Here is a 25,369-nt window from a genome sequence, read left to right on the forward strand (position 1 = left end):
CTAGCGTTCTGCGATTTTCGCCCATTGATATAAGCCATGCAGCGCTAGCCTTCTTGCTTTCGCAAAGGGATAGGTTTTCAATGGAGAACGATAGAGCGGAAGAGATAAATCGACGTCACCGGTACCCATCATACGTTGAGCAAGTCGCTGCCCTGCAAACGCGGCAAAAGAAACGCCCGAACCGCAATACCCCATGGCGTAACCGATATTACCGCTAGAGCGGTTTAAATTGTTGCCGCTTACCTCATTGTCGATGAAAATCCGCGGCATACTGTCTAACGATACACTTATCCAACCACTCCAAAAATAATCCATGGCGATACCGCTAAGTGAAGGGAAACTATTAAGCATCGCGCGATATAAGCGCTGTTTCTCTGAAACATTATCTGCATCTTTACCTTTTACGGCACCACGACCGCCGAATAATAATCTGCCATCTGGCAGCACACGGTAGTAATACTTCATCATCCGCGTATCCATGAAGCTCATTGGTGCGGTTAGGCCAGACTTTGCACGCTGTTCGCTACTCAATGGCGCAGTGACAAAAATGCTCGATTGAACAGGAAATTGCTTATTGTCTACGCTGTCATGAAAGCGCTTAGGGGTATAAGCATTAGTAGCAATGAGTATGTGTTTGGCCGAAACTGACCCGCTTGGTGTTGCGACAACATATCCGGTCTTGTGCTTTTCAATGCGAATGGCTGGCGAGTCGTAAAAAAGCGTTGCTCCAAGCTCCTTTGCTACTCTTGCATATTCGCTTACTAATTTTAAAGGGTGTAAGCATGCACCCTTTAGCTCAACGCCACCATACGACCCTTCAATACCAAAGCGCGCAATAAGGTCTTTTTCACTAAGTGGAGAGCTCGGCACATTGAAGTGTGACTCAAGATGCTTAGCACTGGCACAGAGTAGTTCGGCTTGCTTTGAGTTATGCGCCAGTTTTAAATATGGTCCTTCTACCAAATCGACCTGCATATCAAAGTCTGCAATACGTTGTTTGAGCAGATGTACCGCGCCATCAAACTCGCCCTGCATAGCTCTGGCGACGTCACGACCCCACTTGTCTTCTATGGCGCTTAAGCTTAATCGTCCGCTACCAGATAGAATAAAGCCCCCGTTGCGGCCCGCACAGCCAAATCCCGGTGAATTCGCATCAAGTAGCGTGACTTCTTGTTGAGCTTGAGCAAGCGTGATCGCAGCTGAAAGACCGGTATAACCACCACCGATAACGAGGTATTCGGTGCTCAACTTTTTGTTTAAAGGCGGCATTGTCGGTGGTTTATGTGTGGCATGCCAGTAACTGTTTGCTGCGGGAAACATTGATGAAACGCCGCGGGAAATAAGGGGATCGTAAGTCATAGATGAAAGCGTTTTACAGTGAGGAATGCTTAAAATTGGAGTAGCATTTCCGCACCTTCACACGCGCAATAGCCCTCGCATACAGGGCAGTCGTAGCCTTCGTGAATAGATGCGTAACGCCACTTATTAGGGTGCTTTTTGATAAGCTGGCCCCCATTTTTGGTGAAGTACTTAAATGCGCTGTTGCCCGGACTTGCCAACCAAATATGTGCTAAACCCGCTTCTGCGCCTTGAGTTTGTGCACAGTCTATAGATTTGCTCAGTAATGTGCTGCCAATACCACACCCCTGCATTGCAGGGTCTACCGTGTTGCATTTGAAATAACATACGGCACTTGGGTCTACAGGCCAAAGAGAAGGGCTGCACCACTCATCTGCTTCCCATTGTGTATACGCAAAAGTTAGCCTGAAACCCACCACTTTGTTTGCATACAGTGCTACCCAGCTAGCATTCGTAGTGCCAATGAAACTTTTAGCGTAGTAATCAGCGATCAGGTCATCGGTCAGGTAGTTGTCTCCGTGAACACGATTACCAAGAGAAATGACACCTGCAAAAAACGCTGGCGCTAACTGCTCGTAATCTATAGCGCTTTGAACTATGTGATTCATATGAATTGAAGGCGTCATACTCTTTCTTTGTTCGGTGTGCTTTTCATTCCGTCAAGGTGAACATCTAATGCTTCTACAGAAATTAATATCTCCCTTACCGACATCCATAGTGAATACAATAGTGACACTAGACTTGCAGCAAACACCCAATTGCCCACCTGTTGATAGGTAAGATAAATCGCTAACATGGACACTACACATAGAAAAAAGCTGCCCACTCCTGCTATTTGCATGCGCTTAATAAGCTGTATACGTAAGCGAAGATTTTTTATTTGTGCCTGTGTATTGTCATCTTTCTCTTCTTTTGAAAAGTTTCTGATGATAGTCGCAAGCGTCAAAAAACGATTGGTATAGGCTAAAAGCAATAAAGAAATTGCTGGAAATAACATGGCTGGAGTAGCTATATCTATTTTCATAGGTGTTTTATGCAATCGTCGAATGAAAAGAGTGTACCACAGGGGATTAGTTACACACAGTCATCAGCTAAGAGGTGGGTTTATAAAAATATCGCGTAGTTTTAAGGGACAATATGCTTGCCTACATCCTGTCTACTGTCATACCTGCCGCGCTCCAGCCTAACATGTCGCCCTCTAAGTGCATGACTTCAGAAAAATCGAGTTCTTCTAACACTTTCATAGCCAGTTTGGCTCGCCTACCAGAGCGGCAGTAGATGATAATAGGCTTGTTCTTGTGACCTTCTAATTCGCTTAGATAGTCGTTAATGTTTTCATGAGGCATATTCACTGCCCCGGGAATATGCCCGTCGGCAAATTCTTCGGGAGAGCGGACGTCGATAAGAAGCCAGTCGTTGTTTGCGACGCGTTCAATAAGATAAGGAGAAGCCGCAACTGAGGCTTGGGCAGTGGCTTTTGCAGTGCACTGAAGCGACACAAATAATGCAATACTGACAACAACTAGAAAACCCGCAACAACAATCCGCATGAAATGATGCTCTTACCTTCTTACTGATATTTTAGACTTAAGTATAACGCTTATGCGTTTTATTTAATACCTTCACATAGCGATTTTAGTTCATTTATTAATCGTAGCGAAAACCGGCTTGTAACGTCTGGATCTACAACAATAAGTGGCGCATTTAGAAAACGCCGGTGTTTCTGCCAGAATACTTCTAGTTCTTGGCGCGAGTTTTTAGATGCAGCGATTAGAGCATGCGGCTGACGGACCAATACGTCCCTAACTGTCACTTGCGGGTAGTCTACAGGGCTATCTGCAAACAGAGTTTGTGCACCACAAATATTTAATAGCTTATTACCCCATGCATTGGGGCCGATTGTCATTAGTGGCGCTGTCCATGAATAGTAAAATACTCGTTGACGTGGCTCAGTATCGTATTTATGCCTTAGATTTTTTAAATCGTTGAGAAAGGTATTGCTGAGTTTGGTTGCTTTTTTTTGCGTGTTGGTAAGAGCGCCAAGCCTTTTTATTTCACTCGCAATATCTGTAATGTTTTCAATCTTACTACTAAATACATTAAGCCCCATTGAAGAAAGCTTATGGATATCTTGGGGTTTGTTGCCACCCTCCCAAGCCAAAACTAAATCTGGCTTTAAAGCCACTATTGCAGCAATATCTGCCCCCTGAAAATCAGCTATACGTTGAATGTTTTGGGCTGCTTCTGGATAGTCACTATAGTCGCTGACGCCTAAAAGATTAGGGCCTAAACCTAGACTGAACGCCCACTCTGTTAGGTGTGGCGCAAGACTGACTATTTTTAGCTCCGCGGGATTTGATAAAGCGCTTGATTCCGAGCTTGGTGCAACATCGGCAGAAGCAAATTGATTGCCGTTTGTAAGGTGCATTGTGCTGATATCTGACGATGAATCAGCAAGCGCGAGAAGAGGCAGATAGCATAGATATACAAAAAAAATGGTTTTCATTGGACCTGCTACTTTCATGATGGGGCCGCTATCGCTAGCATTACTAATGAGGCGAAAGCGCTAATTGTTATCATCGCATGATTAACGGTGCTTTTGGCTGATAGCATGTGAGAGTATTTCACCTCGTTAGCACCACCTACACGGGGATATCGAATTTTTTTATTTGCGTAAATCGCAGGGCCACCCAGTTTTACATCTAGTACACCACCCATTAGAGCAAGCAACAGTGACGTTTTATCTTTCACTGGGGAGCGCTTTATGGCCCGAAACCCTTTAATAGGATGGCTGATCAATAGTGTTGCTAGACCACCAATGGCCGCTGGCGGCATATTGAGTAAGTAGACAAGGTTGCGTACGGGTTTGGCAAAAAAAGTCATTGTTGGGGTTCGGTAATGCCATTGCCAAGATGTGAGTAAAAGCAATCGATAAATGAGTGCGCCTATGGGGCCTGCCACTACAAAGTAGAAAATAACGCCGCAATATAGATAGAGAAACTTGAGCCATAGAGATTCTATAGCGGCTTTGGCAATTCCTATATCGGTAAGTGAATTGCATTGACGTGCTGTTATGGTTTGTACCATTTCACGGGCAAGAGATTTCTTGTTTCTTCCCACACTTCCTAGCACCTTCTTATACTGCTGACGCTGGTAGCCGAAGTCGAGGAGTGCAACAAGAATAATGGCTTCGAAGAAAACAGGGTACTGCGCCATATACACTAGAATGGTTACGCAGATTATCAGAGGCGCGAGAAGTACCAACGCAGCTAACGTGCCTGAAATGTAGTGCTGAGACGGACCATATTTGGCAGATGGCACCACTTTGCGCCCCATTTGCAAAACAAGGTAGCGCATTAGCGTTAATGGATGAGTACTTTGGGGCCAGCGCCACAGAGCGTCGATGGCGATAGCCAACCAAAGTACGAATAGCGACTGATAATTCGGGTCGCTAATAACTTCTGTCATCTTATTTGGCGAGGGTTTTAATCATTGCCATTACAAGTTGTGCAGAATGCTTAGCGGCAGTCTCTAGATACTCTTTAAAGCTTACGGATGATGTTTTGCCTGCAATATCAGATAACGAACGAATTACGAGAAATGGCGTGTCGAGCATATGGCAGGTTTGGCCAATGGCTGCACCTTCCATCTCAACAGCTTTCATATCCGGAAAGTTTTCGCGCAATTCCGCTACTGCTTCATCGCTACCAATAAATGCATCACCCGTACAAATTAAACCTGTCGTAGACTGAAGCGATGTAATACCTGCAGCGGCGGTTCGGGCCGTTTCCATTAATGTTGTATCGCAACGGAAGTCTTCTGGCATACCGGCACATTGACCGAGTTTGTAGCCAAAGTGAGTTAGATTAGCATCGTGATGGATAACGTGACTGGCAATCACTAAATCACCAATGTTCAGGTTCTTGTCGAAGCCACCTGCAGAGCCGGTGTTAACCACAGCATCGGGTGCATATTGCTCAATGAGTACGGTAGTGGCGATAGCTGCTGCCACTTTTCCAATACCGCATTTAACTAACACCACTTCTATGTCGTCAAGCGTGCCTTCATAAAATGTAAGGTGCTTCCACTGGGTTTCTTTAACATTCCAAAGAGACGCTTTAAGTAGCGCAACTTCTTCATCCATTGCACCTAAAATACCAATTTTTTTCATAACTATACCGACGGTGTTAAGGGAATTTAACGCGTGAATACGCTGTTGAATGTATTAATTGTATAAGGAAAACAAAGAAACTGACAGAAAAATGCCTTTGTTGCACTATTTGAGAGTAAGAAAACAGTTGAGCAACAAAGGCTAGGGGAAAGGTGAGTTTACCTTATCAGGCGGCAGCTGGTCTGCTTGAGCGCACCGGGCGAGTAGGGCGCTTAGGTGGCTCTGGGTTATGCGTTGGCAATTGAGCCATCTTATTTTGTAATCGACGATACGGAATAAGTTTGTTTTCCAAACATTCGCGAATGTCATCGACGGTGTAGCCAGATTTTACTTTTATTCGTGCATGAGGAAGGCCGGCTGCATCTAATGCGCCTGTTACAAACCAATCTTTTTGCGCTTTGTAACCCTCTTTACCTTGGCTATGGACTAAGTCGATGGCCATTACCGGGCTCATATCTTGTTTATCCACCAACACAAAGTCTAGCTGCCTGCTTGATGCTCTACTAATAGCTTGGCTTGCTGTCTTCTTGTTGGCAGATTGACGTACTGAGACCAAGTCATTAAGACGTACACGACACACAATCCTAAACTCTCGTCCCATGGCCTGTTCGATAAGGTTCAAAAAGGTATGCTCTACCGGCGTGAACAGTTGTGGCTTTCGCCTAAATGGAAAAGCGACTCCACCGTCTGACAATTTTATGGCACCTAGTGCAACGACAATAAGTAACATCATTAGAATAATTGCCAATTCCATCGTAACCCTCGCAAATTTCAAAAATAAAAGCGAATGACGTTAAGCTATTTACGGTGCGCTAATTTATCACTGAAGATCTAGCCTACTTCTTTTAGCTTCGCTGGTGTCAGAAAAATGACGCCAAACGTTGTCATCATGTTGTTTACAGTGAAATTGCAAGCCAGATGCCAACATGAGCATGTTTTTCACTGGCTTTTGAAAGTAGAGTTCAATTAGCGTTTGACGTAACCAAAATGTCGACTTGAGAGCCTGTTTTATCTGGGCTTACAATAACTCTGATGGTTTTGTCTGAAGAGGACAGTAGTGTTCGTCCATTAACTGGAACGTGGGTTTTTAAAGCAGGATGAGCCGTTTGATAGAGATTAACCATAGCCTCAGGAGCAGCGGGTGAATGATAAACCATCACAGACGTCAAGGGTTCGTCAAAGGCTTGGCATTGACGAGCATCTTGAGCAATTTTTACCTGCTGGAACTCAGAAGGACAGGACGCTATCCTAGGTTTAGCGGTATCTGCGCGTGATAGCGTTGCCTCTACCGAAACAGTATCGGCATAAGATAAGCCACTCATGCCTGATAATAAGGTTAGATAGATGGCAAGTCTTTTAACATCTAAGTTCTTCATAGATAGACTCTTGATCAAGTTAGTTTTTTACTTAAGTTTGAAATACTAGAGACGTTGCTCTTTTACATCAACTAAACCTTGGTCTATTAACGTATGCAATCAAGGTTTCTGGTATATCGCTTACGCTCTTTTACTATCTTAATTCAATTTGGATAAGGCGTAGTTAACAGCTCATACAAAATCTGCGTCCCGCTGTAAAAGTTGCCAATCCGCAAGTTTTCATTAGGAGCATGCTGATTATTATCAGCATTTACCAATGGAATGAGTATCACAGGTTTCTTTAAGTTAGTTACAAGGGGAGCAGTAGGCACAGTACCTCCCATTAACGGGATAAGGATGGCTTTTTCATTCCTCGCAGACTCAAGCGCCTCTTGTGCCCATTGACCAACTGGCGCATTGAGTTGGGTCTGAAGGGCGGCAGTTCCTTGATTTATCTCCATTCGAATAAGTTTTTCGTGTTTTAAACGTAATGTTGTTGAAGGTGTCTCATCAACAACTAGGTATCCCTTTGACTCTATGAATTTCCTTAAAAGAGCAGTCTGTCGAGATGAGTGTGCTTTTTTTGTTGTTCTTATATCCAAGGATACGGACGCTTCGGCTGGAATGATCGTTCTCACTGCTTTTGTGCTTGCTGCACTTAATCCATTGATATTTAAAGAAGGAAGGCTAATAGATTCATAGTAGTTGCTTCCCACTGACTCTGATTTCGCAACGCCCAGACGCGAAAGAAGTGCATCTTCGTCAATGGGAATATTATGTAATGCCTGTATTTCTGCTTCTGATAATGGTGAATCACCATAGTAACCAGGTATAACAACTTGGCCTTTGTCATTTTTCATACTTGCTAGAAGAGACGAAAGCATAAAGGCAGGGTTTGGAATGTAGTTACCGAAGTGACCACTATGGCTGTCTGAGATAGGCCCATAAACGGTTAGCTTGACAAGGGTGGCACCACGGTGCCCGAAAACTACGGTGGGTGCGTTAGAGGGATGCATGGGCCCGTCCAGCATCACCACTGCATCTGCTGAAAGTAGACTTTTATTTTTCTGAATAACCTCAGCGAGTAATGGAGAACCACCTTCTTCATTTGAATCTAAAAGCACCTTCACATTGATTGAAGGTGACGTTTGATTTACTGATAACGCGTGCATTGCCGCAAGCAGCATCATAATGGGCGCTTTATCATCTGACGCTGAGCGCGCAAATATACGCCAATTAGGATTGACACTATTTTTTAGCAGCGAGAGAGGCTTTTCCACCCATGCACCATCCTCTTCTGCTTTTAGCACAGGTTGCCATGGGCTTTTTTGATCCCAAAGTTCTGCGTTAACTGCTTGACCATCCATGTGTGCATAAAAAAGAATAGTGGGAGCATTTTCATCGGCTAATTTATATTCAGCATACATCATAGGCATGCCCTCATTATCGAGAAGCTGTGTGTCTATACCATATTCACTGTATTTCTGAGCTGTCCATTCTGCTACTTTTCGAATATCGCTAGCCGACTGCGTGGCGACGTTTGGTAGTGTGAGATATTCAAGGTAGTCATTAAATACCGCCGTTGCTATAGCGTCGGTAGGCGGATTATCGTCGTTCGCGTATGACGAATAAGAAAAAGAAAGTAAGGCGAGTCCACAAAGTAGACCGATCCGTAATCCCATGATGTGCTCTCTTAAATTAACTATATTGCCCAATGTAAATCGTATCTTCTTAGTTTTAAATAAAAAAAGCTCGATAGCAGAACTATCGAGCTTCTCATAAAAGGACTTGTTAGCGAAGGTTAAACGCCAATATAATCCATAATCCCTTCTGCGGCTTTGCGGCCTTCGTCGATAGCAGTAACAACCAAGTCACTACCACGTACCATATCGCCACCGGCAAAGACTTGCGGGTGAGAGGTCTGGTAAGCAAATTTGCCAGCAGATGGCGCGCGTACGCGACCTTTTTCATCAAGCATAATGCCGAAGTCAGCAAACCATGGCGCAGGGCTTGGCTGGAAGCCGAAAGCAATGATCACCGCGTCAGCTTCTAATACGTGCTCTGAACCTTCCACTTCAACAGGACGGCGGCGACCATTGGCGTCCGGTGGCCCCATTTCGGTTTTAACCAACTTAACACCACACGCCTTACCGTTTTCATCTACTGCAATGTCTAGCGGCTGAAGGTTGAATTTAAACTCAACCCCTTCTTCTTTAGCATTAACAACTTCGCGGCGAGATCCTGGCATGCTTTCTTCGTCCCGGCGGTATGCACAGGTCACTTGGGCAGCACCTTGGCGAATTGATGTACGAACGCAGTCCATGGTGGTATCACCACCACCTAATACAACGACGCGCTTGCCTTTCATATCAATGTAATCAGCAGGATCTTTTTCAAGGCCCATTACGCGATTGGTGTTGGCGATAAGGAAAGGTAAGGCTTCGTGAACGCCTTCAACTTCTTCGTTATCGAAACCACCTTGCATCGACTTGTACGTACCCATGCCAAGAAAAACAGCATCGTATTTATCAAGTAAATCCTGGAACTGGACGTCTTTACCAATTTCAGTGTTAAGTACGAACTCAACGCCCATCTCGGTAAAGATTTGGCGGCGTAGCTTGATTACGTCTTTCTCTAGTTTGAAAGACGGGATACCAAATGTAAGTAGGCCACCAATTTCTTCGTATTTGTCGTAAACAACAGGTTTAACGCCGTTGCGAACTAGGATATCTGCACATGCAAGACCCGCAGGGCCTGCACCTACAATTGCCACTTTCTTATCGGTCCATACCACGTCAGACATATCTGGGCGCCAGCCCATTTTGAATGCAGTATCAGTAATGTACTTTTCAATACTACCGATAGTAACTGCACCAAAATCGTCATTCAGTGTACATGCACCTTCGCACAGTCTGTCCTGGGGACATACGCGGCCGCATACTTCCGGCAAGCTGTTGGTTTTATGAGAAAGTTCCGCAGCTTCTAGAATTCGGCCTTCGTTCGCCAAGCTTAACCACTGAGGAATGTAGTTGTGCACCGGGCACTTCCATTCACAGTATGGGTTACCGCAGTCCAAGCAGCGATCTGCTTGGCCTTCGGTTTGAGATTGGCTCAGCGGTTGATAAATTTCCGCGAACTCTTGTTTACGTACCATGATCGGCTTTTTCGGCGGATCGATACGTTCAACATCGACAAATTGATATACGTTCTTTGCCATAAACTAAATCCTCCTACTGAGCCTGAATGCGTAATTCAGCACTTGAACGACTGATGTGACCAAGCAAGTTTTTCACATCACTGGTTTTTGGCTTAATAAGCTTGAAGCGTTTCAGCGTTGCGGCGAAGTCAGTCAGCAACGACAGCGAGTGCTCGCTTCCTGTTTCTTCGTAATGCTGATTAATTAAGCCACGTAAGTGCTCAGCAAGAATCGCTTTATCTTCAATTGGCATTACATCGACCAGTTCCGCATTTACACGGTTATCAAGGTCGTCGCCATCATCCATAAGATAAGCAAAACCACCAGTCATACCTGCACCGAAGTTAACACCAACCGGACCAAGTACAGCCACGATACCGCCTGTCATATATTCACAGCCGTTATCGCCAATGCCTTCAACTACCGCAATAGCACCAGAGTTACGTACGCCGAAGCGCTCGCCAGCACGGCCAGCAGCAAACAGCTTACCGCCTGTTGCACCGTAAAGGCAGGTGTTACCCATAATGGCGCTGTCGTGGGCGTCGTAAGAGATGTTACGAGGTGGGTGAATAACAAGCTTACCGCCGGTCATCCCTTTACCTACATAATCGTTGGCATCACCTTCAAGGTGCATATGCAGGCCGCCAGCGTTCCACACACCGAAGCTCTGACCCGCTGTACCTGTAAGCTCAACTTTGATAGGTGTATCTTCAAAGTCGTGGTTACCGTGGTGTTTAGCGATTTCACCTGATAGCAACGCGCCGACAGAACGATCCGTATTGCGGATTGGGTATTTAAGGGTAATAGATTTACCGTCAACAACCGCTTGCTGGCCGTCTTTAAGCATCTGCGCGTTCAACTCACCTTTATCGATAGGTGCGTTGGTCGTTTGTGAGCAGAATAAGCGCGTATGGTCGCCTGCTTTAGGCTGCGCTAGCAGCGGAGTTAAATCTAAACGGTTTTGCTTAGCGGTAATGCCATCTAAAACTTTAAGTAGTTCTGTGCGACCAACAAGGTCGTCGAACTTAGCAATACCGATAGACGCCATGATTTCACGTACTTCTTGAGCAATAAACTTAAAGTAGTTCATTACCATGTCAGGTAAGCCAATGAAGTGGTCGTCACGCAGTTTTTGATCCTGCGTTGCAACACCGGTCGCACAGTTGTTTAGGTGGCAAATACGCAAGTATTTACAACCTAGCGCTACCATTGGGCCAGTACCAAAACCGAAGCTCTCAGCACCTAAAATACCGGCTTTCACTACGTCTAAGCCTGTTTTCAAACCGCCGTCGGTTTGAACGCGTACTTTGTGACGTAGGCCGTTTTCAATTAGCGCTTGTTGCGTTTCAGATAAACCAAGCTCGAAAGGACTACCCGCATACTTAACTGATGTTAGCGGGCTTGCACCTGTACCGCCGTCGTAACCTGAAACGGTGATAAGGTCGGCATAGGCTTTCGCTACACCCGTTGCAATGGTGCCAACACCCGGCTCAGATACTAGCTTAACGGATATAAGTGCCGTTGGATTAACCTGCTTCAAATCGAAAATTAGCTGTGCCAAATCTTCAATTGAGTAAATGTCGTGGTGTGGAGGCGGTGAAATAAGGGTTACACCCGGCACAGAAAAACGTAGCTGTGCGATGTATTTATTTACCTTATCGCCTGGAAGCTGACCACCTTCACCCGGTTTTGCACCCTGCGCCACTTTAATTTGAATAACGTTAGCGTTAACCAAATAGTGAGGCGTTACACCAAAGCGACCTGAAGCCACCTGCTTAATTTTAGAGTTCTTTTCAGTCCCAAAGCGAGAGGGGTGTTCGCCACCTTCCCCTGAGTTAGACTGACCGCCTAGGCGGTTCATGGCAATCGCTAGCGCTTCATGCGCTTCAGGGCTTAGTGCACCAATTGACATCGCCGCAGTATCAAAGCGTGGGAATAAATTTTCCGGTGCTTCAACTTCGCTAATATCAATAGGGTCGCAATTAGGGTTAATAGCGAGTAAGTCGCGAATGTGCGCAGGCGCACGCTCGTTAACAAGCTTGGCATATTGCTGGTAGTCGTCGTAGTTACCTGACACCACAGCCTTTTGAAGCGTACTGACTACGTCTGGGTTATAAGCGTGATATTCGCCGCCGTGAACGTATTTAAGCAAGCCGCCGTGATCGACAGACTTACGCTTAAGCCACGCAATACGGTTTAGGTTGATAAGGTCTTGATGGAAATCATCGAAACCCGCACCTTGAATGCGTGAGGTTACACCTTTAAAGCATAACTTCATCACTTCGTTGTTAATACCCACTGCTTCAAACAATTTAGAGCTACGGTAGCTAGCAACGGTGCTAATGCCCATTTTCGACATGATCTTATACAAGCCCTTGTTAATACCCTTACGGTAGTTCAACGTGGCCTGCATAGGAGAAATATCTAGCTCGCCTTTTTCACAAAGCTGCTCAATAGTTTCGTATGCAAGGAATGGGTAAACCGCAGTGGCACCTAAGCCAATCAACACTGCAAAATGGTGTGGATCGCGGGCACTTGCTGTTTCAACAACAACGTTAGCATCGCAGCGCAATGACTTTTCAACTAGGCGACGCTGTACCGCACCAACTGCCATTGCCGCAGGGATTACCAAGCGATTTTGCTTAATGTTTCTGTCAGACAGAATAACGAACGCAGCACGCTTGTTCTTAACCAGCATTTCTACTTCGTTACACACGCGCTCAATGGCTTTCTTCAAACCTTCTTGCGGTGCATATTGAAGCTCGACGACTTCTGAGTAGTAGTTGTCAGGGTTAAACTCGCGCAATTGTTTAAGGTCGGTATACATTAGTACTGGCGAGTCGAACAATACGCGGTCGGCGTAACCTGAGGTTTCGCTAAATACGTTTTGCTCGCGGCCAATACAGGTTGCCAACGACATAACGTGGTTTTCACGTAGCGGGTCGATAGGCGGGTTAGTAACCTGTGCGAATTGCTGACGGAAATAGTCGTAAACGGTACGCTGACGCGAGGACATAACCGCCATTGGCGTGTCATCACCCATTGAACCAACGGCTTCTTGACCATCTTTCGCGAGTACTTTTACAACTTGTTGAATTTCTTCATAGCTGTAGGCGTGTAGCTTGTGGTACACCGCCATGGCATCGTCGTCAAACACGCGCTTGCCAATTAATGAAGCATCAAGTTTTTCAATTGGCGTTAGTCGGCGAATGTGTTTTTCTAGCCACTCTTTATATGGGTGACGGGCTTTTAAGTCGTCATCAATTTCAGTAGAGCGCCAGATTTTGCCTGTGTATGTGTCTACAGCAAGCATTTCACCTGGGCCTACGCGGCCTTTTTCAATTACGTCAGCTTGCTCGTAATCCCAGATACCTACTTCTGAGGCTAGGGTAATGAAACCGTTCTTAGTGATAACGTAACGCGCAGGACGTAGACCGTTTCTATCAAGGTTACAGGCTACGTGGCGACCGTTAGTTAAAACGATACCCGCTGGGCCGTCCCATGGTTCCATGTGCATAGAGTTGAACTCGTAAAATGCACGAAGGTCATCGTCCATGGTTTTGTTGTTTTGATAGGCGGGTGGAACAAGTAACCGCATAGCACGGAATAAATCCATACCGCCGGCTAAGAATAGCTCCAGCATGTTATCCAGCGATGATGAGTCTGATCCTTCGGTATTAACGAAAGGTGCTGCATCTTTAAGGTCTGGAATAAGTGGCGTTGCAAATTTAGCTGCACGTGCCATGGCCCAGTCGCGGTTTCCTTTAATAGTGTTAATTTCACCATTGTGCGCAAGGAAGCGGAAAGGCTGAGCAAGAGGCCAGCGTGGTAATGTATTTGTTGAGAAGCGTTGGTGGAAAACGCAAATTGCGCTTTGCATACGCTCATCGGCAAGATCGTGATAAAAGGCGGGTAAGTCTTTTGGCATTACCAAGCCTTTGTAGATCGTTACTAAGCCTGACAAACAAGCTACGTAAAAATCGGGATCTTTCTCAAGACGTTTTTCAGCGCGGCGGCGGATCATATACAAACGACGCTCAAGGTCGCGTTTTCTCCAGCCTGCTGGTGCGTTCACAAATACCTGTTCGATTTGCGGAACGCCTGTAAGCGCTAATTCACCCAGTACTGAGCGGTCGACAGGCACTTCGCGCCAACCCACTACTGAAAGTGTTTCTTTTTCAAGTTCTTCATTAAGTACTTCACGCGCAGTTTGCGCAAGTACCGGGTCCTGACTTAAGAAAATCATGCCCACGCCGTATTTTTTGCTGAGTTTCCAGCCATTTTCTTCGGCGATTGCATGGAAGAACGCATCCGGTTTCTGCAGTAATAAACCACAGCCGTCACCGGTTTTCCCGTCGGCGGCGATACCGCCACGATGCTGCATACGGTCTAAACCGTGAATAGCAGTCGTTACCAATTCATGACTGGCTTCCCCGTGAGTATGCGCTATTAAGCCAAACCCACAGTTGTCCCGGGAATCATTGGGATTATATAAACTCATCTCTTAACTCCTTCAACCTTTTGACTGGGCAAGGTATGCGTTGCGTGTAGATGCGCCTAGGTTTGCGTATCACAACATTGTTAGACGTCTTTTAAGCCTGCGAGCGTTATTGCTAGCGGCGTGCGCCTTTCTTGTCGTTATTTATTATTAGAGGATTCCAGTCGTTTCCGCATTTTTATGCATTATTGCGATGCGGGCCGTACAAAATACCCACATTGAAAAATAAAATCAAACGCTAAAAGTATAAGCTTTATAGTGAATTAGTATAAATATAATTTAATTCTTTTTTATCAATAGGATAAGGAGTTTTAGTCAGGTTTGTAATAAAAATGTTATCAACTTATAAAACGAAATGGTTAACCTCCCTTAAATGATATTGGTTCTCATTTAATCTTTTGTTGTGAATAGTTATGCAGTGGAGCTGCTGTTTTATGTTGTCAATGGCTGTTTTGTTTGTATTTTTATTAACTCGTAAAGGTATGGTTCCACTTACATTAGTGTTTTGCTATATTGGTTAAAAATTATTCGCGTGTAAGGTTAAAGCTCATAGCTTCAACACTTGATACGGCATTCGTGTAATTTTCACGGGTGCTTTAGTGACAGCAAAAGAATAAAAATTCACTGAAAGCATATGCTATCAAGCCAATGAGGGCTATTTAATGAAAGCACTACACGCAACATCCAATTATGCCTTTGATATAGACAACCATTTATTGACGGGCGAGAACGTAAGTTTTAAGTCGTCTCCCAACACTTCTGGATATTTTCAAAACGGCCGCCCCGACACCATCGTTATACATTTCACTGCAGGGAGTAGTCTCGCTTCTTCTGTGAATGTGCTAACTCATCCAGACAATAATGTGTCGGCTCACTTTGTTGTGGGTCGAAATGGCAACATTGTTCAAATATTGCCGACCAATAAAATAGCGTGGCATGCTGGAGACAGTCACTATGAAGGTCGCAGTGGGTTAAACCAATATTCTATTGGTATTGAACTAGACAATGCTGGCCAGCTAAAAGCGAGAGGAAACGGCGCGTATGAAAGCTGGTTTGGTGAAATTTATAGTGAGTGTGAAGTATTAACAGCGCAACACAATAATCAGCAGACAATCGGTTACTGGCACAAGTATACCGACGTGCAACTTGCAAATACGCTTTCTCTTTGCAAAACACTATGCAGGTATTACAACATTTCTACTATTGTTGGGCACGATGAAATCGCGCCGTCAAGAAAGGTTGATCCCGGGCCCGCTTTTCCGATTCAAAAATTTAAGGCTATCGTTTTACAAGGTGGTAGCGAAAAATGGGCTAATGAAAAAAAAGAGTCGAGTTCACAACGAGAAGCCCACGATCAATTGCAGCGTGATCTTGGTAGTGCTGTAAAGCGGGTGGCTAATGTAAGTGCTAATTCACTGAATGTGAGAAAAGGCCCCGACGTTTCATTTCCAACGATCGAAAATGGATTGCACAAGGGCGAGGTATTAAAAATATTAGAAAAGCAGGGAGAGTGGGCGAAAGTGTCTTACACAAAAGTAGGGTGGGTGAATACTCGCTACCTAAATGAAATTATTGAAAAGTCACCTTTCAAATCTTGACGCCGAACAGGAAGGTAGATTTCTGCTTTGACAAACCGCATTCCCGAAAAGGGTAAAGCCTGATAGGATAAAGGCAAAATAAGTTTAGATTAGACATACATGCATTCAGATTCACCAAACGATTCTTGGGCAATCCGCTTTGCTCAATTTGTTCAGCGTTTTGGCACTCTAAAGCTCAGCATCTTATTTGTTGTTCTTTCGCTTGTGTTCACACTGGGCGGTTCTTACGTGATACGCGTAAGTATGGGAAGCCAAGTTCAACCCGATGATTTCATAAGTGCCGTTATTCTTACCATGCTGTCTGCGCCATGGGTTCTCTACTTTTTCAGTGAACTAATTAAGCAGCTAGAGAATTCGCGTACTAATCTTAAAGAAGTCGTTAGTCAGCTAGAAAGTTTACGTGAAGAAGACGTTTTTCTTAACCGAGAATTACAGAGCAATATTCGCCAGCTAAATCACGAAATAGAGCAGCGTAAGCAGGCTCAAGAAGAGCGTGAAGCGCTATTTAAAGATTTAGAAAAAGAAATTCAGGATAAATCCGAACAAGAGGCCCAGGCGCGCCGTTTATCTACATTACTTCGTTCCATTATCGATGCTTCGCCAGACTTAATTTACTATCGCAATGAAGAAGGCCGATTTGCGGGATGCAACCGCATTGCCGAGTTGATGACGGGTAAAACTGAGCAAGAACTGCTTGGTTTAACGCCAAAAGATGTATATGAAGAAGAACTGGCACGGCAAATTGTTGCGAGTGATCACGAAGTACTAGAAACCAACGCAAGTATTACAGAAGAGCTGTGGCTTCGCTTTGCTGACGGCCGACGTCGCTACTTTGAAATGAAGCGCGTACCTTTCTTCGATAAAGAAGGCAACCGCTTGGGGCTACTATCATTCGGTCGCGACATGACTGAGCGTAAACAGGCTGAAAATGCTGCGGCGAAAGCTAGCACAGATAAAACGCGCTTTATCGCGACCATCAGCCATGAGCTTCGTACACCATTGAACGGTATTGTTGGCTTAAGTCGCATGCTGCGTGATACCGAGTTAAGCGACGAGCAATTTAGCTGGGTTAGTACAATTTACGCAAGTGCCATTACGCTAGGTAATATCTTTAACGACATTATTGACCTAGATAAATTAGATAGAGACAAACTTGAACTAAGTCTTAAAACTATATCGTTGAAAGATTTTACCGAGGAACTCAGTAGCATTATTCGCCTGTTGGCCGCTGACAAACAGCTAGAGCTTAAAACAACAATCAACGAGCCACTTCCCCGTCTTGTTGAAATAGATGGCACGCGCCTTCGTCAAATTTTGTGGAATATCTTGTTTAATGCAGTGAAATTTACGCAAAAAGGGCACGTAAGCTTATCGGTTTCATCAACGAAACCAGATGGCGACAAGGCGTATGTTACCTTTGTCATTGAAGATACTGGAGTGGGTATTCCAGAAAGTGAGATTGATAAGATTTTTGCTATGTATTATCAGGTCGATCACCCAGACCATCAATCGGCCACAGGTACCGGTATTGGATTGGCTATTTGTAAGCAGATGGTCGACCTAATGAAAGGCGAAATTCACGTTTCTAGTAAAGTGGGTAAAGGCACTCGTTTTGAAATTGTGTTGCCAGTTCAAATCTCTAATAGCCCAATGAAAGTGGCGCAGCTTCAAGTGACAGGGCTTAATATCTTGTTAGTAGAAGATATCGAATTAAACGTTATGGTCGCCAAGGCCTTGCTAGAGAAGCTGGGTCAGAAAGTTGATGTGGCTATGACAGGGCAAGAAGCTATCGATAAAGTCAGGGAAAACCAATACGACCTTATCTTGCTCGACATTCAGCTGCCTGATATGACCGGATTCGATGTAGCAAGCACGATTATTGAAGAAGATTTGGTCATGCAAACGCCTATTGTCGCGCTAACGGCAAACGTCATTAAAAAGCGCGATGAGTATTTAGAAAACGGAATGGACGATGTGATTGCAAAGCCAATCAAGAAGTCTCGGGTTATTGAAGTGTTTAATGAGTTGTTTCATGCACCACCTGCGCCGCTTGAAATTGACGGTGAAGTAGAGCGCCCAGAACCGAATAAAACATTAAGTAACATTTTAGATATGGACTTGTTGCAGATGTTAGTGGATACCATAGGGGACGAAATGGTGCGTGCTAGCGTTAAAGTGTTCCAAGAAAAAATGCCGGAATACATGGAAATACTGCAGCTAAGCTTAAGTGCCGACGAAAAATCGGAAGTTTGCTCACAGGCTCACAAAATAAAAGGCGCCGCAGGCTCTGTAGGCTTGGCTCGTGTACAGCGAATTGCTAACCAAATTCAGCAGGGCGACCACCCTACATGGTGGGAGAACGTGCACGATTGGGTAGAAGAGCTGCAAATGGCTGTTCAACACGACATGAAGGCACTACACGATTGGTTAAATGAACAGCAGGTTGACGACTAGCTGACGCGGTGCGCCCTTTAATAGGTAATGCGAAAAAGAGGGCTTGCCCTCTTTTTTGTTATCAAGACAGCGGTAGGCTAGACGTTAAGAACAGCGTTGCTATTTAGCTAAATGGCTCTCAAAGAGGTGGTGGGCTGTTTGCATCTTTCGGTGGTAAAAGGAATTAATGTGACAAGAACAAGCGCACAACAAGAGATCGTATTTTCAAACAATCAACTAAGCGTGGATGAAATCCCCTCTCTTCAAACACTCGCGTTACTGCCTATTTCTAAGAAGTACCGGGCACTCAATATTTTCTCAATTGGATTGATAGCCTTAGTGCTAATAGGTATTGCCTCCGCGGTTAGATTCCAAAGCTTTTGGTCATTACCCGAAGGATTACTACAGGCTTATCCATATGTTATTACAGGTATCGTCGCTTTAGGCAGCATGTGGGCGTCGTATCACGTTTTTGCTGATGTACGCATATTTTATGCGATTCGAGAGCAAGATATTAGCAAACAGTCAGGGCTAATTTTCAGAAAACTCTCGTGCCAACCTATTTTGCGTGTTCAGCACGTTGAAGTTAATCGTGGTCCTTTGGACAGATGGGCGGGTCTTGCTTCACTTCAGGTATTTTCTGCTGGTGGAGAAATGCATACTTTTGAAATACCAGGGTTAAGTATTAAAAGGGCAGAGCAGCTACGTGAGTTCATACTTGCTCACAAAGACGTTAGTGCACGCTAATGACGGTATCAGAAACGTCTTCAAGCGAAGCTCCTGAACATAATCTATCAAAACAGCAAAAAACAGATGCAGCTGTGATAGAACCGACGCTTAAAGTAGAAACGGGTGACGAGTGGCAGCGTCTTTCTCTTATTTCTATTTTATACTTTACCATTCGTAATTTTTCCGCCTCGGCACAAGTGCTTATCTACACCATTCCGGCCTTAGCAATATCGTTTAATATTTGGGATAACCTGCTGTCGCCTGAAGTTCTAATCGGTGCCGGGATCTTGTTTTTGACTACCAGTAGTAGCGGCGTAATAAGCTTTTTAATGTACAAGTTTCGAGTGCACAACCAGCACGTTGAGATTCACCATGGTGTGTTCCAGCGCCGCTATACCAACCTGCCTCTGTGGCGTATTCAAAACGTTAAGATAGAGCGCCCTTTTTATTATCGTCCTTTTGGGTACGCGTTAGTGGTTCTTGATACCGCAGGAAGCAGTAAAGAAGAAGCAAAAATAGTGGCGGTGCCAGAAGACTATGCCGAAGCGCTGAAGAAGCAGGTGTTGTATGAAAAAGCGCATCACGAAGTGGGTGAGAGCAATGAACTATCTGGTACTGATTTCTCTGACGGTGAATCGACCGATGAAATGAGTCCGCCTTCGCGAACACAAAGCGTGGGACAAAGAGCGATAGCTAACTCCAATATAAATGAAGAAGTGTTAAATCGACGCTCTGTGAAAGATATTATTATTCATGGTATTACCAATAATCGCGTGTGGATCATACTGGGTGCTGCTGCGCCTTTTTATGACGACGTATTTGGCGTAGTGTCAGAGTGGCTAGCCGATAAGGGCTTACAGCTAAATCAGCTGGTTGGTGAACAGACGGTTGCTTGGTGGCAATTTGGACTTTATGCATTCGTCATTCTCATGATGCTTATGGCGTTGGTGGCACTGCTCAGTGTTGGTGGTGCGCTATTCACGTTTTATGGTTATACGCTTTCCAGGGCAGGAGACCGCTATATCCGCCGAAGCGGCTTGCTTAATAAGCTGGAAGTTAGCATGCGAGCATCACGCATCCAAATGATTACGGCGAAGCAAGACTGGCTGGATAAAATACTAAAGCGGGTCAATTTGTATTTTGAGCAGAACTCTACGGCTGGGCAGCAAATGCAAGAACTCATGTCGCCAAACAAGCTAATTGTGCCATCAGTAACGGAAGACGAAGCTTTTGCACTTAGTCAAGAAGTGATGCCTGGCTGTGATTTGCGTGGGCAGCATTATCAAACGATAAGTCGGCGATTCATTCGGTTTTGGCTGCTAGCCGCTTGGACTACTCCACTTCTCGGCATTTTCGTCGTTGGCGCAGTAACATCTCATCTAGACATTATCGTTGGGGCAGTCTCAACTTTTATCATAGTGGCCCTTTTACTAACCCTTAGATGGTGGCGCTGGGGAATAGCCTACGATAACGAGTACGTTTACATAAGACGGGGACGAGTAGGCGTAGACTATCAGTACTTCGAGCCCTACAAAGCGCAGCAAGTTATTGTTAAGCAGAGCGTGTTTATGAAGCGTAACAAGCTTGCTACGATAAAATTCGTGCTGGCTTCAGGCGCGGTGACGGTACCGTTTTTACCAGAAGATTATGTTAACAAACTAGCAGATCGTGTGATATTCGAGGTGGAGTCAACCAGAAAGTCTTGGATGTAACGCACACCGTTTCTTTGTGAGCAGTTTTTATACGCTTTTTTATGCAAATAGACCGAGTTTATGTAATGGTAGGTATTTAGTTACTCAACCGTACGTCTATATGGATATTCTAGATTACAGTGTCATCGCGTTTTACCTCATTGCGCTACTCGCCATAGGCTTCAGCTTGCGCGGACAGCAGTCGAAGAAAGATTACTTTCTAGCAGGTAGAAGCTTAGGTTGGAAACCGCTGTTACTATCGGTTATGGCGACGCAACTTTCTGCGGTCAGTTTTATTTCCGCTCCCGCATTTGTCGGTTTTCGTGAAGGAGGAGGCTTGATTTGGCTCTCTTATGAACTTGCGGTGCCTTTAGCCATGTTGTTACTCGCTACCTTTGTATTACCAACTCTGTACCGAAGTGGTGTAGTGAGTATATACGACTACCTTGAACGTCGTTTTTCTATCTCTACCCGTATTTGTATCAGTGTTGTATTCCAATTTAGCAGAGCCTTTGCTACCGGCATAATGGTTTACGCGCTATCCATTATATTGCAAGGAACCATGCAGATTTCATCCACGCAGGCAATATTACTCATTGGTGTTATTACCATTTTATATTCCTTGCAGGGCGGCATGAGAGCCGTTGTATACGGTGATGCCGTTCAAATGGTGATTATTGTATTGGGCACTGCAATTTGTATTGCGTTTGGTCTTAGCGCATTGGGCGGTTGGGAACCTTTTCTACAATTACTTCCTAGCGAACGAGTTTCTACCCTTAATTTTTCCTCTCTAGGGTTTAATGGAGACGGCTTCGGCTTTTTACCTATGGTATTAGGGGGCGTTATCCTTTATGCCTCTTACTATGGGTGCGATCAATCTGAAGCGCAACGAGCACTGTCAGCTAGATCAGAAAGCGATCTAAAAAAGATAATGCTCGCCAACGGCATTTTCAGGTTTCCAATAACACTTCTATATTGTCTAGCAGGCTTGGTGATAGGTACGTTAGCGTTCAACGACGCTAACCTGTCATCTCAAATTCCTAAAGATAATCCAGACTGGCTTATGCCGGTATTTATTCTTAACTATTTACCTCATGGGCTTATCGGCTTGCTTGTGGTCGCTATTCTTGCTGCAGCTATGTCATCACTGAGTTCTGCCATCAATTCCCTCGCAGCTGTTTCACTGGAAGATTATTTCAAATTGAAGGGAAAACAAGCCAAATCTGAACGCTATCTTCGCAACGCGAAATTAGCGGGGCTGATATGGGGTGTGATTATTTTGCTGCTTTCACTCAATGCTGGCGATATAGCGCCTACCGTAATAGAAGCGGTGAACAAAGTGGGCTCTGTCTTTTTTGGCCCTGTCTTGGCTGTGTTTCTACTTGGCATACTTACGAAGAAGGTAAATGCCACACAGGTCAATATCGGCCTTATGTGTGGTGTGCTGACTAATTTTTCGTTCGCATTTTTTGTCGAGGACGTGTTTTGGTTTTGGTGGAATGTTACGGGATTCACTAACGCAGTAGTACCAGCTGTCATTCTCTCTACCTTGTCGCCTAGTGATAAGGACAACTTGTGTTCGGTTCCAAAGTCGAATGAAGGCAATTTATTTATTGATAGGTCAATTGCCACTGTGTTGGTAGGCTACTTCGGCTTGCTGGTTTTTATTAGCTATATGTTACCAACTTGGCTTCTATAGAAGCGGCATATCAAGCGTGAGCAGTTTTAGTGATTGAATCTCTTAGAATAATCTGATCTTTACCCGCGTGCTTAGCTTCGTACAAGCGGGCGTCGGCCACTTCTAATTGCGACTCCAAACATTTGTGTTCTTCAGCACATACTCCAATGCTGCACGTAATGTTGAATTTGTGGTTGGTAAAAATAGTAGAGCGTACTGCGTCCATAAACGCTGAAAGCGCCGATAAGTACACTTTTGGCGGCCTAACTGAAACCACGGTAAACTCTTCGCCACCGTAGCGAACAATAAGGTCGTCTGGGAAGTAATCTTTAAGCAGCGCCGCGAACTCTTGCAATAACATATCGCCGGTTTTGTGGCCGTAGGTATCGTTTACAATTTTGAAATTGTCGGCATCTATCATAGATACAATGACGTTTTTTCTAGACGTTTTGTTGGCAAAAAGCTCTTCAGCTTTTTCGTGTAGAAAGCGTCGGTTGTAAACCTTTGTTAGCGCATCTAGATTGGCGGAGTCACGAATGGTTTGAATCATTTCTTGGGATTCAAGGTTCTGCATTACGCGGCAGTAAAATTCTTCGTGATAAAACGGCTTAGATAGGAAATCATTGGCTCCACTTTTTATAAATTTAGACGTCAGCACGCTGTCGCCAGTGGCAGAAAGGCCAATAAAAACCAAATCTTGCATCCGCCGTTCGTGGCGAATGGTTTTAACAAGCTCATAGCCATCCATATTGGGCATTCTATGATCCGCAATCACCATTTTGATATCGCGATGATTTTCAAGCACATCTAGGGCTTCTAAGCCGTCAGTGGCTTCATGTACTTGAAACTGGAATTTGCGGAGTAATGAACAAATGTGATTGCGGCTCGTTTTTGAATCCTCTACAACAAGTACTTTAGTAGTTAGATTTTTCCGTAGGCGATCAACTAATTTAGATACTTGAAGGTATGAGTAACGAGATTCTTTTGTAATATAATCTAGTACACCTTGGTCGAGCAGTTGTGCCCGAGTAAATTCGTCAAAATTACCAGTCAGTACGATTGTAGGAACATTGTAGGAAAGCGCGAGTTCAACGCTCTCGCCATTCGGAGCATCGGGAAGATTCAAGTCGACGATAGCTGCCAAGTATTCGGTATCGCTCTCAAGTGCACTTCGGGCTTCAGCGAGGTCTTCACAAAGATCACAAGTAAAGTGAGGGTTATCCTCAATGAGTTTATTTACTATCTTTCGGACAGTTAAACTGTCTTCTACTACAAGAACTTTATACATGTGATTTACTCAAGGCATTTGACTCTTGATAATAACCAATAAAATATAAAAAAGCCCTCAATGAGAGGGCGTTTCATACTTATGTCTAAATAAGTATTGTCTAATATTGTGTTGTTCAGACAGGAGCTGCTAACTTTGCTCGACGGGAACGCGCACTGCACCTTCCATCAAAATACGTGCACTGCGGCTCATCACAGCTTGCTTAATTTGCCATTTGTTATCTTCAAACGTCGCTTTTGCACCTACCCTTAACGTCCCTGATGGATGCCCGAAGGTAACTGAGTCTCTGTCACTTCCACCAGCTGCAATATTGACCAGTGTGCCTGGTATAGCCGCAGCGGCTGCGATAGCTACCGCTGCCGTGCCCATCATTGCATGGTGAAGTTTACCCATAGACAGCGCGCGAACCAAAACATCAATGTCTGAGCCCAAAATGTCTTTGCCGCTTGACGCTTTATAACCTCTCGGAGGGGCGACAAACGCAACTTTTGGAGTGTGCTGTCTGTTTGCGGCTTCGCCCACATCTTTAATCAGGCCCATTTGAACAGCGCCGTGTGCACGAATGGCTTCGAATTTAGACAGGGCTTCTGCATCGCTGTTAATGTCGTCTTGCAGCTCAGTACCCGTGTAACCAATATCTTCGGCGTTGATGAAAATAGTTGGAATACCCGCGTTTATCATGGTCGCCTGAAGAGAGCCTACGCTCGGGACTTCCAGCGTGTCGACTAAGCGCCCTGTGGGGAAGATAGCCCCTTCACCGTCCGCTGGGTCAACAAATGCCACTTCTACTTCCGCTGCAGGAAAGGTAACGCCGTCTAGCTCAAAGTCGCCTGTTTCCTGTACTTCGCCACTGGTCATTGGCACCTTAGCGATTATGGCTTTGTTGATATTGGCTTGCCAAATATTGACGGTGGCAATGCCGTTTTCGGGTATTTTATCCTTGTCGACAAGGCCGTTGCTGATTGCGAACGCGCCTACCGCTGCGGTTAGGTTACCGCAGTTACCGCTCCAGTCGACAAATGGCTTGTCTATGGCAACTTGCCCAAACAGATAGTCGACGTCGTAACCTTCACGTTCACTTTTGCTTAAGATAACGGTTTTGCTAGTACTTGATGTAGCACCGCCCATGCCGTCGGTTTGTTTACCGTATGGGTCGGGACTGCCAATCACACGCAGCAGTAATGCATCACGCGCCGGTCCCGGCTTTTGCGCGGCCTCTGGTAAATCGGTTAAATTGAAAAACACACCCTTACTGGTACCGCCACGCATGTAGGTAGCCGGTACTCGAAGTTGTGGCGCATACTTTGTCATGTTTTTTCCTTCCCAAAAAATAGTAAACACTGCTAACAGAAGTTAGCTGATTTAGGAAGTAC

19 protein-coding genes are annotated in these 25,369 nt (G+C 44.9%); 5 read left to right on the forward strand and 14 right to left on the reverse strand.

All coding sequences use genetic code 11. The annotated features are described in order from the left end of the window. The 12 genes from AC27KT_RS10725 to gltB form a co-directional block, all read right to left on the reverse strand. Entirely contained in the window at positions 1-1,359 is a 1,359-nt protein-coding gene (locus AC27KT_RS10725) for an NAD(P)/FAD-dependent oxidoreductase (RefSeq protein WP_487129798.1), read from the reverse strand. 29 nt (positions 1,360-1,388) lie between these two features. Next, entirely contained in the window at positions 1,389-1,985 is a 597-nt protein-coding gene (locus AC27KT_RS10730; protein ID WP_487129800.1) for a GNAT family N-acetyltransferase, read from the reverse strand. Next, positions 1,982-2,383, reverse strand: a complete 402-nt coding sequence (locus AC27KT_RS10735) for a DUF2721 domain-containing protein (protein ID WP_487129802.1) — start codon at positions 2,381-2,383, stop codon at positions 1,982-1,984. The genes AC27KT_RS10730 and AC27KT_RS10735 overlap by 4 nt, the downstream gene beginning before the upstream one ends. Positions 2,384-2,504: 121 nt before the next feature. Continuing rightward, positions 2,505-2,909, reverse strand: coding sequence for a rhodanese-like domain-containing protein (locus AC27KT_RS10740; RefSeq protein WP_487129804.1), 405 nt, complete (start codon positions 2,907-2,909; stop codon positions 2,505-2,507). Positions 2,910-2,968: 59 nt separating this feature from the next. Further along, positions 2,969-3,865 carry a cobalamin-binding protein gene (locus AC27KT_RS10745; RefSeq protein ID WP_487129806.1) on the reverse strand — a complete coding sequence of 299 codons (897 nt, stop codon included), beginning with the start codon at positions 3,863-3,865 and terminating at the stop codon, positions 2,969-2,971. Positions 3,866-3,879: 14 nt separating this feature from the next. Further along, complete coding sequence (locus AC27KT_RS10750; RefSeq protein ID WP_487129808.1) at positions 3,880-4,827, reverse strand: cobalamin biosynthesis protein CobD/CbiB; 948 nt, start codon at positions 4,825-4,827, stop codon at positions 3,880-3,882. A gap of 1 nt (position 4,828) precedes the next feature. Next, positions 4,829-5,530, reverse strand: a complete 702-nt coding sequence (locus AC27KT_RS10755; RefSeq protein ID WP_487129810.1) for a 5'-methylthioadenosine/adenosylhomocysteine nucleosidase — start codon at positions 5,528-5,530, stop codon at positions 4,829-4,831. 166 nt (positions 5,531-5,696) lie between these two features. After that, positions 5,697-6,284: a DUF2726 domain-containing protein gene (locus AC27KT_RS10760; protein ID WP_487129812.1), complete on the reverse strand. Its 588-nt coding sequence runs from the start codon at positions 6,282-6,284 to the stop codon at positions 5,697-5,699. 208 nt (positions 6,285-6,492) lie between these two features. Continuing rightward, positions 6,493-6,906: a hypothetical protein gene (locus AC27KT_RS10765; protein ID WP_487129814.1), complete on the reverse strand. Its 414-nt coding sequence runs from the start codon at positions 6,904-6,906 to the stop codon at positions 6,493-6,495. Positions 6,907-7,049: 143 nt separating this feature from the next. Beyond that, a complete protein-coding gene (locus AC27KT_RS10770) occupies positions 7,050-8,567 on the reverse strand; it encodes a M20/M25/M40 family metallo-hydrolase (RefSeq protein WP_487129816.1) in 1,518 nt (505 codons plus the stop codon). Between the two features lie 119 nt (positions 8,568-8,686). After that, entirely contained in the window at positions 8,687-10,102 is a 1,416-nt protein-coding gene (locus tag AC27KT_RS10775) for an FAD-dependent oxidoreductase (protein WP_014980146.1), read from the reverse strand. A gap of 13 nt (positions 10,103-10,115) precedes the next feature. Then, positions 10,116-14,582 (reverse strand): glutamate synthase large subunit, encoded by a 4,467-nt coding sequence (gene gltB / locus AC27KT_RS10780; protein WP_487129818.1) that lies wholly within the window; start codon positions 14,580-14,582, stop codon positions 10,116-10,118. 659 nt (positions 14,583-15,241) lie between these two features. On the opposite strand from gltB, the gene AC27KT_RS10785 reads away from it, so the two are divergent. From AC27KT_RS10785 to AC27KT_RS10805, 5 genes are all read left to right on the forward strand, one after another. After that, entirely contained in the window at positions 15,242-16,177 is a 936-nt protein-coding gene (locus AC27KT_RS10785) for an N-acetylmuramoyl-L-alanine amidase (RefSeq protein WP_487129820.1), read from the forward strand. Between the two features lie 99 nt (positions 16,178-16,276). Next, positions 16,277-18,631: an aerobic respiration two-component sensor histidine kinase ArcB gene (arcB, locus tag AC27KT_RS10790; RefSeq protein WP_487129822.1), complete on the forward strand. Its 2,355-nt coding sequence runs from the start codon at positions 16,277-16,279 to the stop codon at positions 18,629-18,631. A gap of 162 nt (positions 18,632-18,793) precedes the next feature. Continuing rightward, positions 18,794-19,357 carry a PH domain-containing protein gene (locus AC27KT_RS10795; RefSeq protein WP_487129907.1) on the forward strand — a complete coding sequence of 188 codons (564 nt, stop codon included), beginning with the start codon at positions 18,794-18,796 and terminating at the stop codon, positions 19,355-19,357. Beyond that, a complete protein-coding gene (locus AC27KT_RS10800; protein ID WP_487129824.1) occupies positions 19,357-21,051 on the forward strand; it encodes a PH domain-containing protein in 1,695 nt (564 codons plus the stop codon). The genes AC27KT_RS10795 and AC27KT_RS10800 overlap by 1 nt, the downstream gene beginning before the upstream one ends. Before the next feature lie 100 nt (positions 21,052-21,151). Further along, complete coding sequence (locus AC27KT_RS10805; RefSeq protein ID WP_487129826.1) at positions 21,152-22,729, forward strand: sodium:solute symporter family transporter; 1,578 nt, start codon at positions 21,152-21,154, stop codon at positions 22,727-22,729. A 10-nt stretch (positions 22,730-22,739) separates the two neighbouring features. Here the strand turns inward: AC27KT_RS10805 and AC27KT_RS10810 are convergent, their stop codons facing one another. Then, entirely contained in the window at positions 22,740-23,996 is a 1,257-nt protein-coding gene (locus AC27KT_RS10810; protein ID WP_487129828.1) for a response regulator, read from the reverse strand. A gap of 129 nt (positions 23,997-24,125) precedes the next feature. Continuing rightward, the gene (gene prpF, locus AC27KT_RS10815; RefSeq protein ID WP_487129830.1) at positions 24,126-25,307 is read right to left on the reverse strand and encodes a 2-methylaconitate cis-trans isomerase PrpF; all 1,182 of its coding nucleotides are present in this window, start codon (positions 25,305-25,307) and stop codon (positions 24,126-24,128) included. Positions 25,308-25,369: the final 62 nt, after the last annotated feature.

The sequence above is a fragment of the Alteromonas sp. 5NW40-0090 genome (assembly GCF_057552975.1).

Bases quoted from the DNA above. Each gene is read 5' to 3' on its own strand.
- AC27KT_RS10725 (WP_487129798.1), bottom strand. From the start codon at position 1,359: ATGACTTACGATCCCCTTATTTCCCGCGGCGTTTCATCAATGTTTCCC.
- AC27KT_RS10730 (WP_487129800.1), bottom strand. From the start codon at position 1,985: ATGACGCCTTCAATTCATATGAATCACATAGTTCAAAGCGCTATAGAT.
- AC27KT_RS10735 (WP_487129802.1), bottom strand. From the start codon at position 2,383: ATGAAAATAGATATAGCTACTCCAGCCATGTTATTTCCAGCAATTTCT.
- AC27KT_RS10740 (WP_487129804.1), bottom strand. From the start codon at position 2,909: ATGCGGATTGTTGTTGCGGGTTTTCTAGTTGTTGTCAGTATTGCATTA.
- AC27KT_RS10745 (WP_487129806.1), bottom strand. From the start codon at position 3,865: ATGAAAACCATTTTTTTTGTATATCTATGCTATCTGCCTCTTCTCGCG.
- AC27KT_RS10750 (WP_487129808.1), bottom strand. From the start codon at position 4,827: ATGACAGAAGTTATTAGCGACCCGAATTATCAGTCGCTATTCGTACTT.
- AC27KT_RS10755 (WP_487129810.1), bottom strand. From the start codon at position 5,530: ATGAAAAAAATTGGTATTTTAGGTGCAATGGATGAAGAAGTTGCGCTA.
- AC27KT_RS10760 (WP_487129812.1), bottom strand. From the start codon at position 6,284: ATGGAATTGGCAATTATTCTAATGATGTTACTTATTGTCGTTGCACTA.
- AC27KT_RS10765 (WP_487129814.1), bottom strand. From the start codon at position 6,906: ATGAAGAACTTAGATGTTAAAAGACTTGCCATCTATCTAACCTTATTA.
- AC27KT_RS10770 (WP_487129816.1), bottom strand. From the start codon at position 8,567: ATGGGATTACGGATCGGTCTACTTTGTGGACTCGCCTTACTTTCTTTT.
- AC27KT_RS10775 (WP_014980146.1), bottom strand. From the start codon at position 10,102: ATGGCAAAGAACGTATATCAATTTGTCGATGTTGAACGTATCGATCCG.
- gltB (WP_487129818.1), bottom strand. From the start codon at position 14,582: ATGAGTTTATATAATCCCAATGATTCCCGGGACAACTGTGGGTTTGGC.
- AC27KT_RS10785 (WP_487129820.1), top strand. From the start codon at position 15,242: ATGAAAGCACTACACGCAACATCCAATTATGCCTTTGATATAGACAAC.
- arcB (WP_487129822.1), top strand. From the start codon at position 16,277: ATGCATTCAGATTCACCAAACGATTCTTGGGCAATCCGCTTTGCTCAA.
- AC27KT_RS10800 (WP_487129824.1), top strand. From the start codon at position 19,357: ATGACGGTATCAGAAACGTCTTCAAGCGAAGCTCCTGAACATAATCTA.
- AC27KT_RS10805 (WP_487129826.1), top strand. From the start codon at position 21,152: ATGGATATTCTAGATTACAGTGTCATCGCGTTTTACCTCATTGCGCTA.
- AC27KT_RS10810 (WP_487129828.1), bottom strand. From the start codon at position 23,996: ATGTATAAAGTTCTTGTAGTAGAAGACAGTTTAACTGTCCGAAAGATA.
- prpF (WP_487129830.1), bottom strand. From the start codon at position 25,307: ATGACAAAGTATGCGCCACAACTTCGAGTACCGGCTACCTACATGCGT.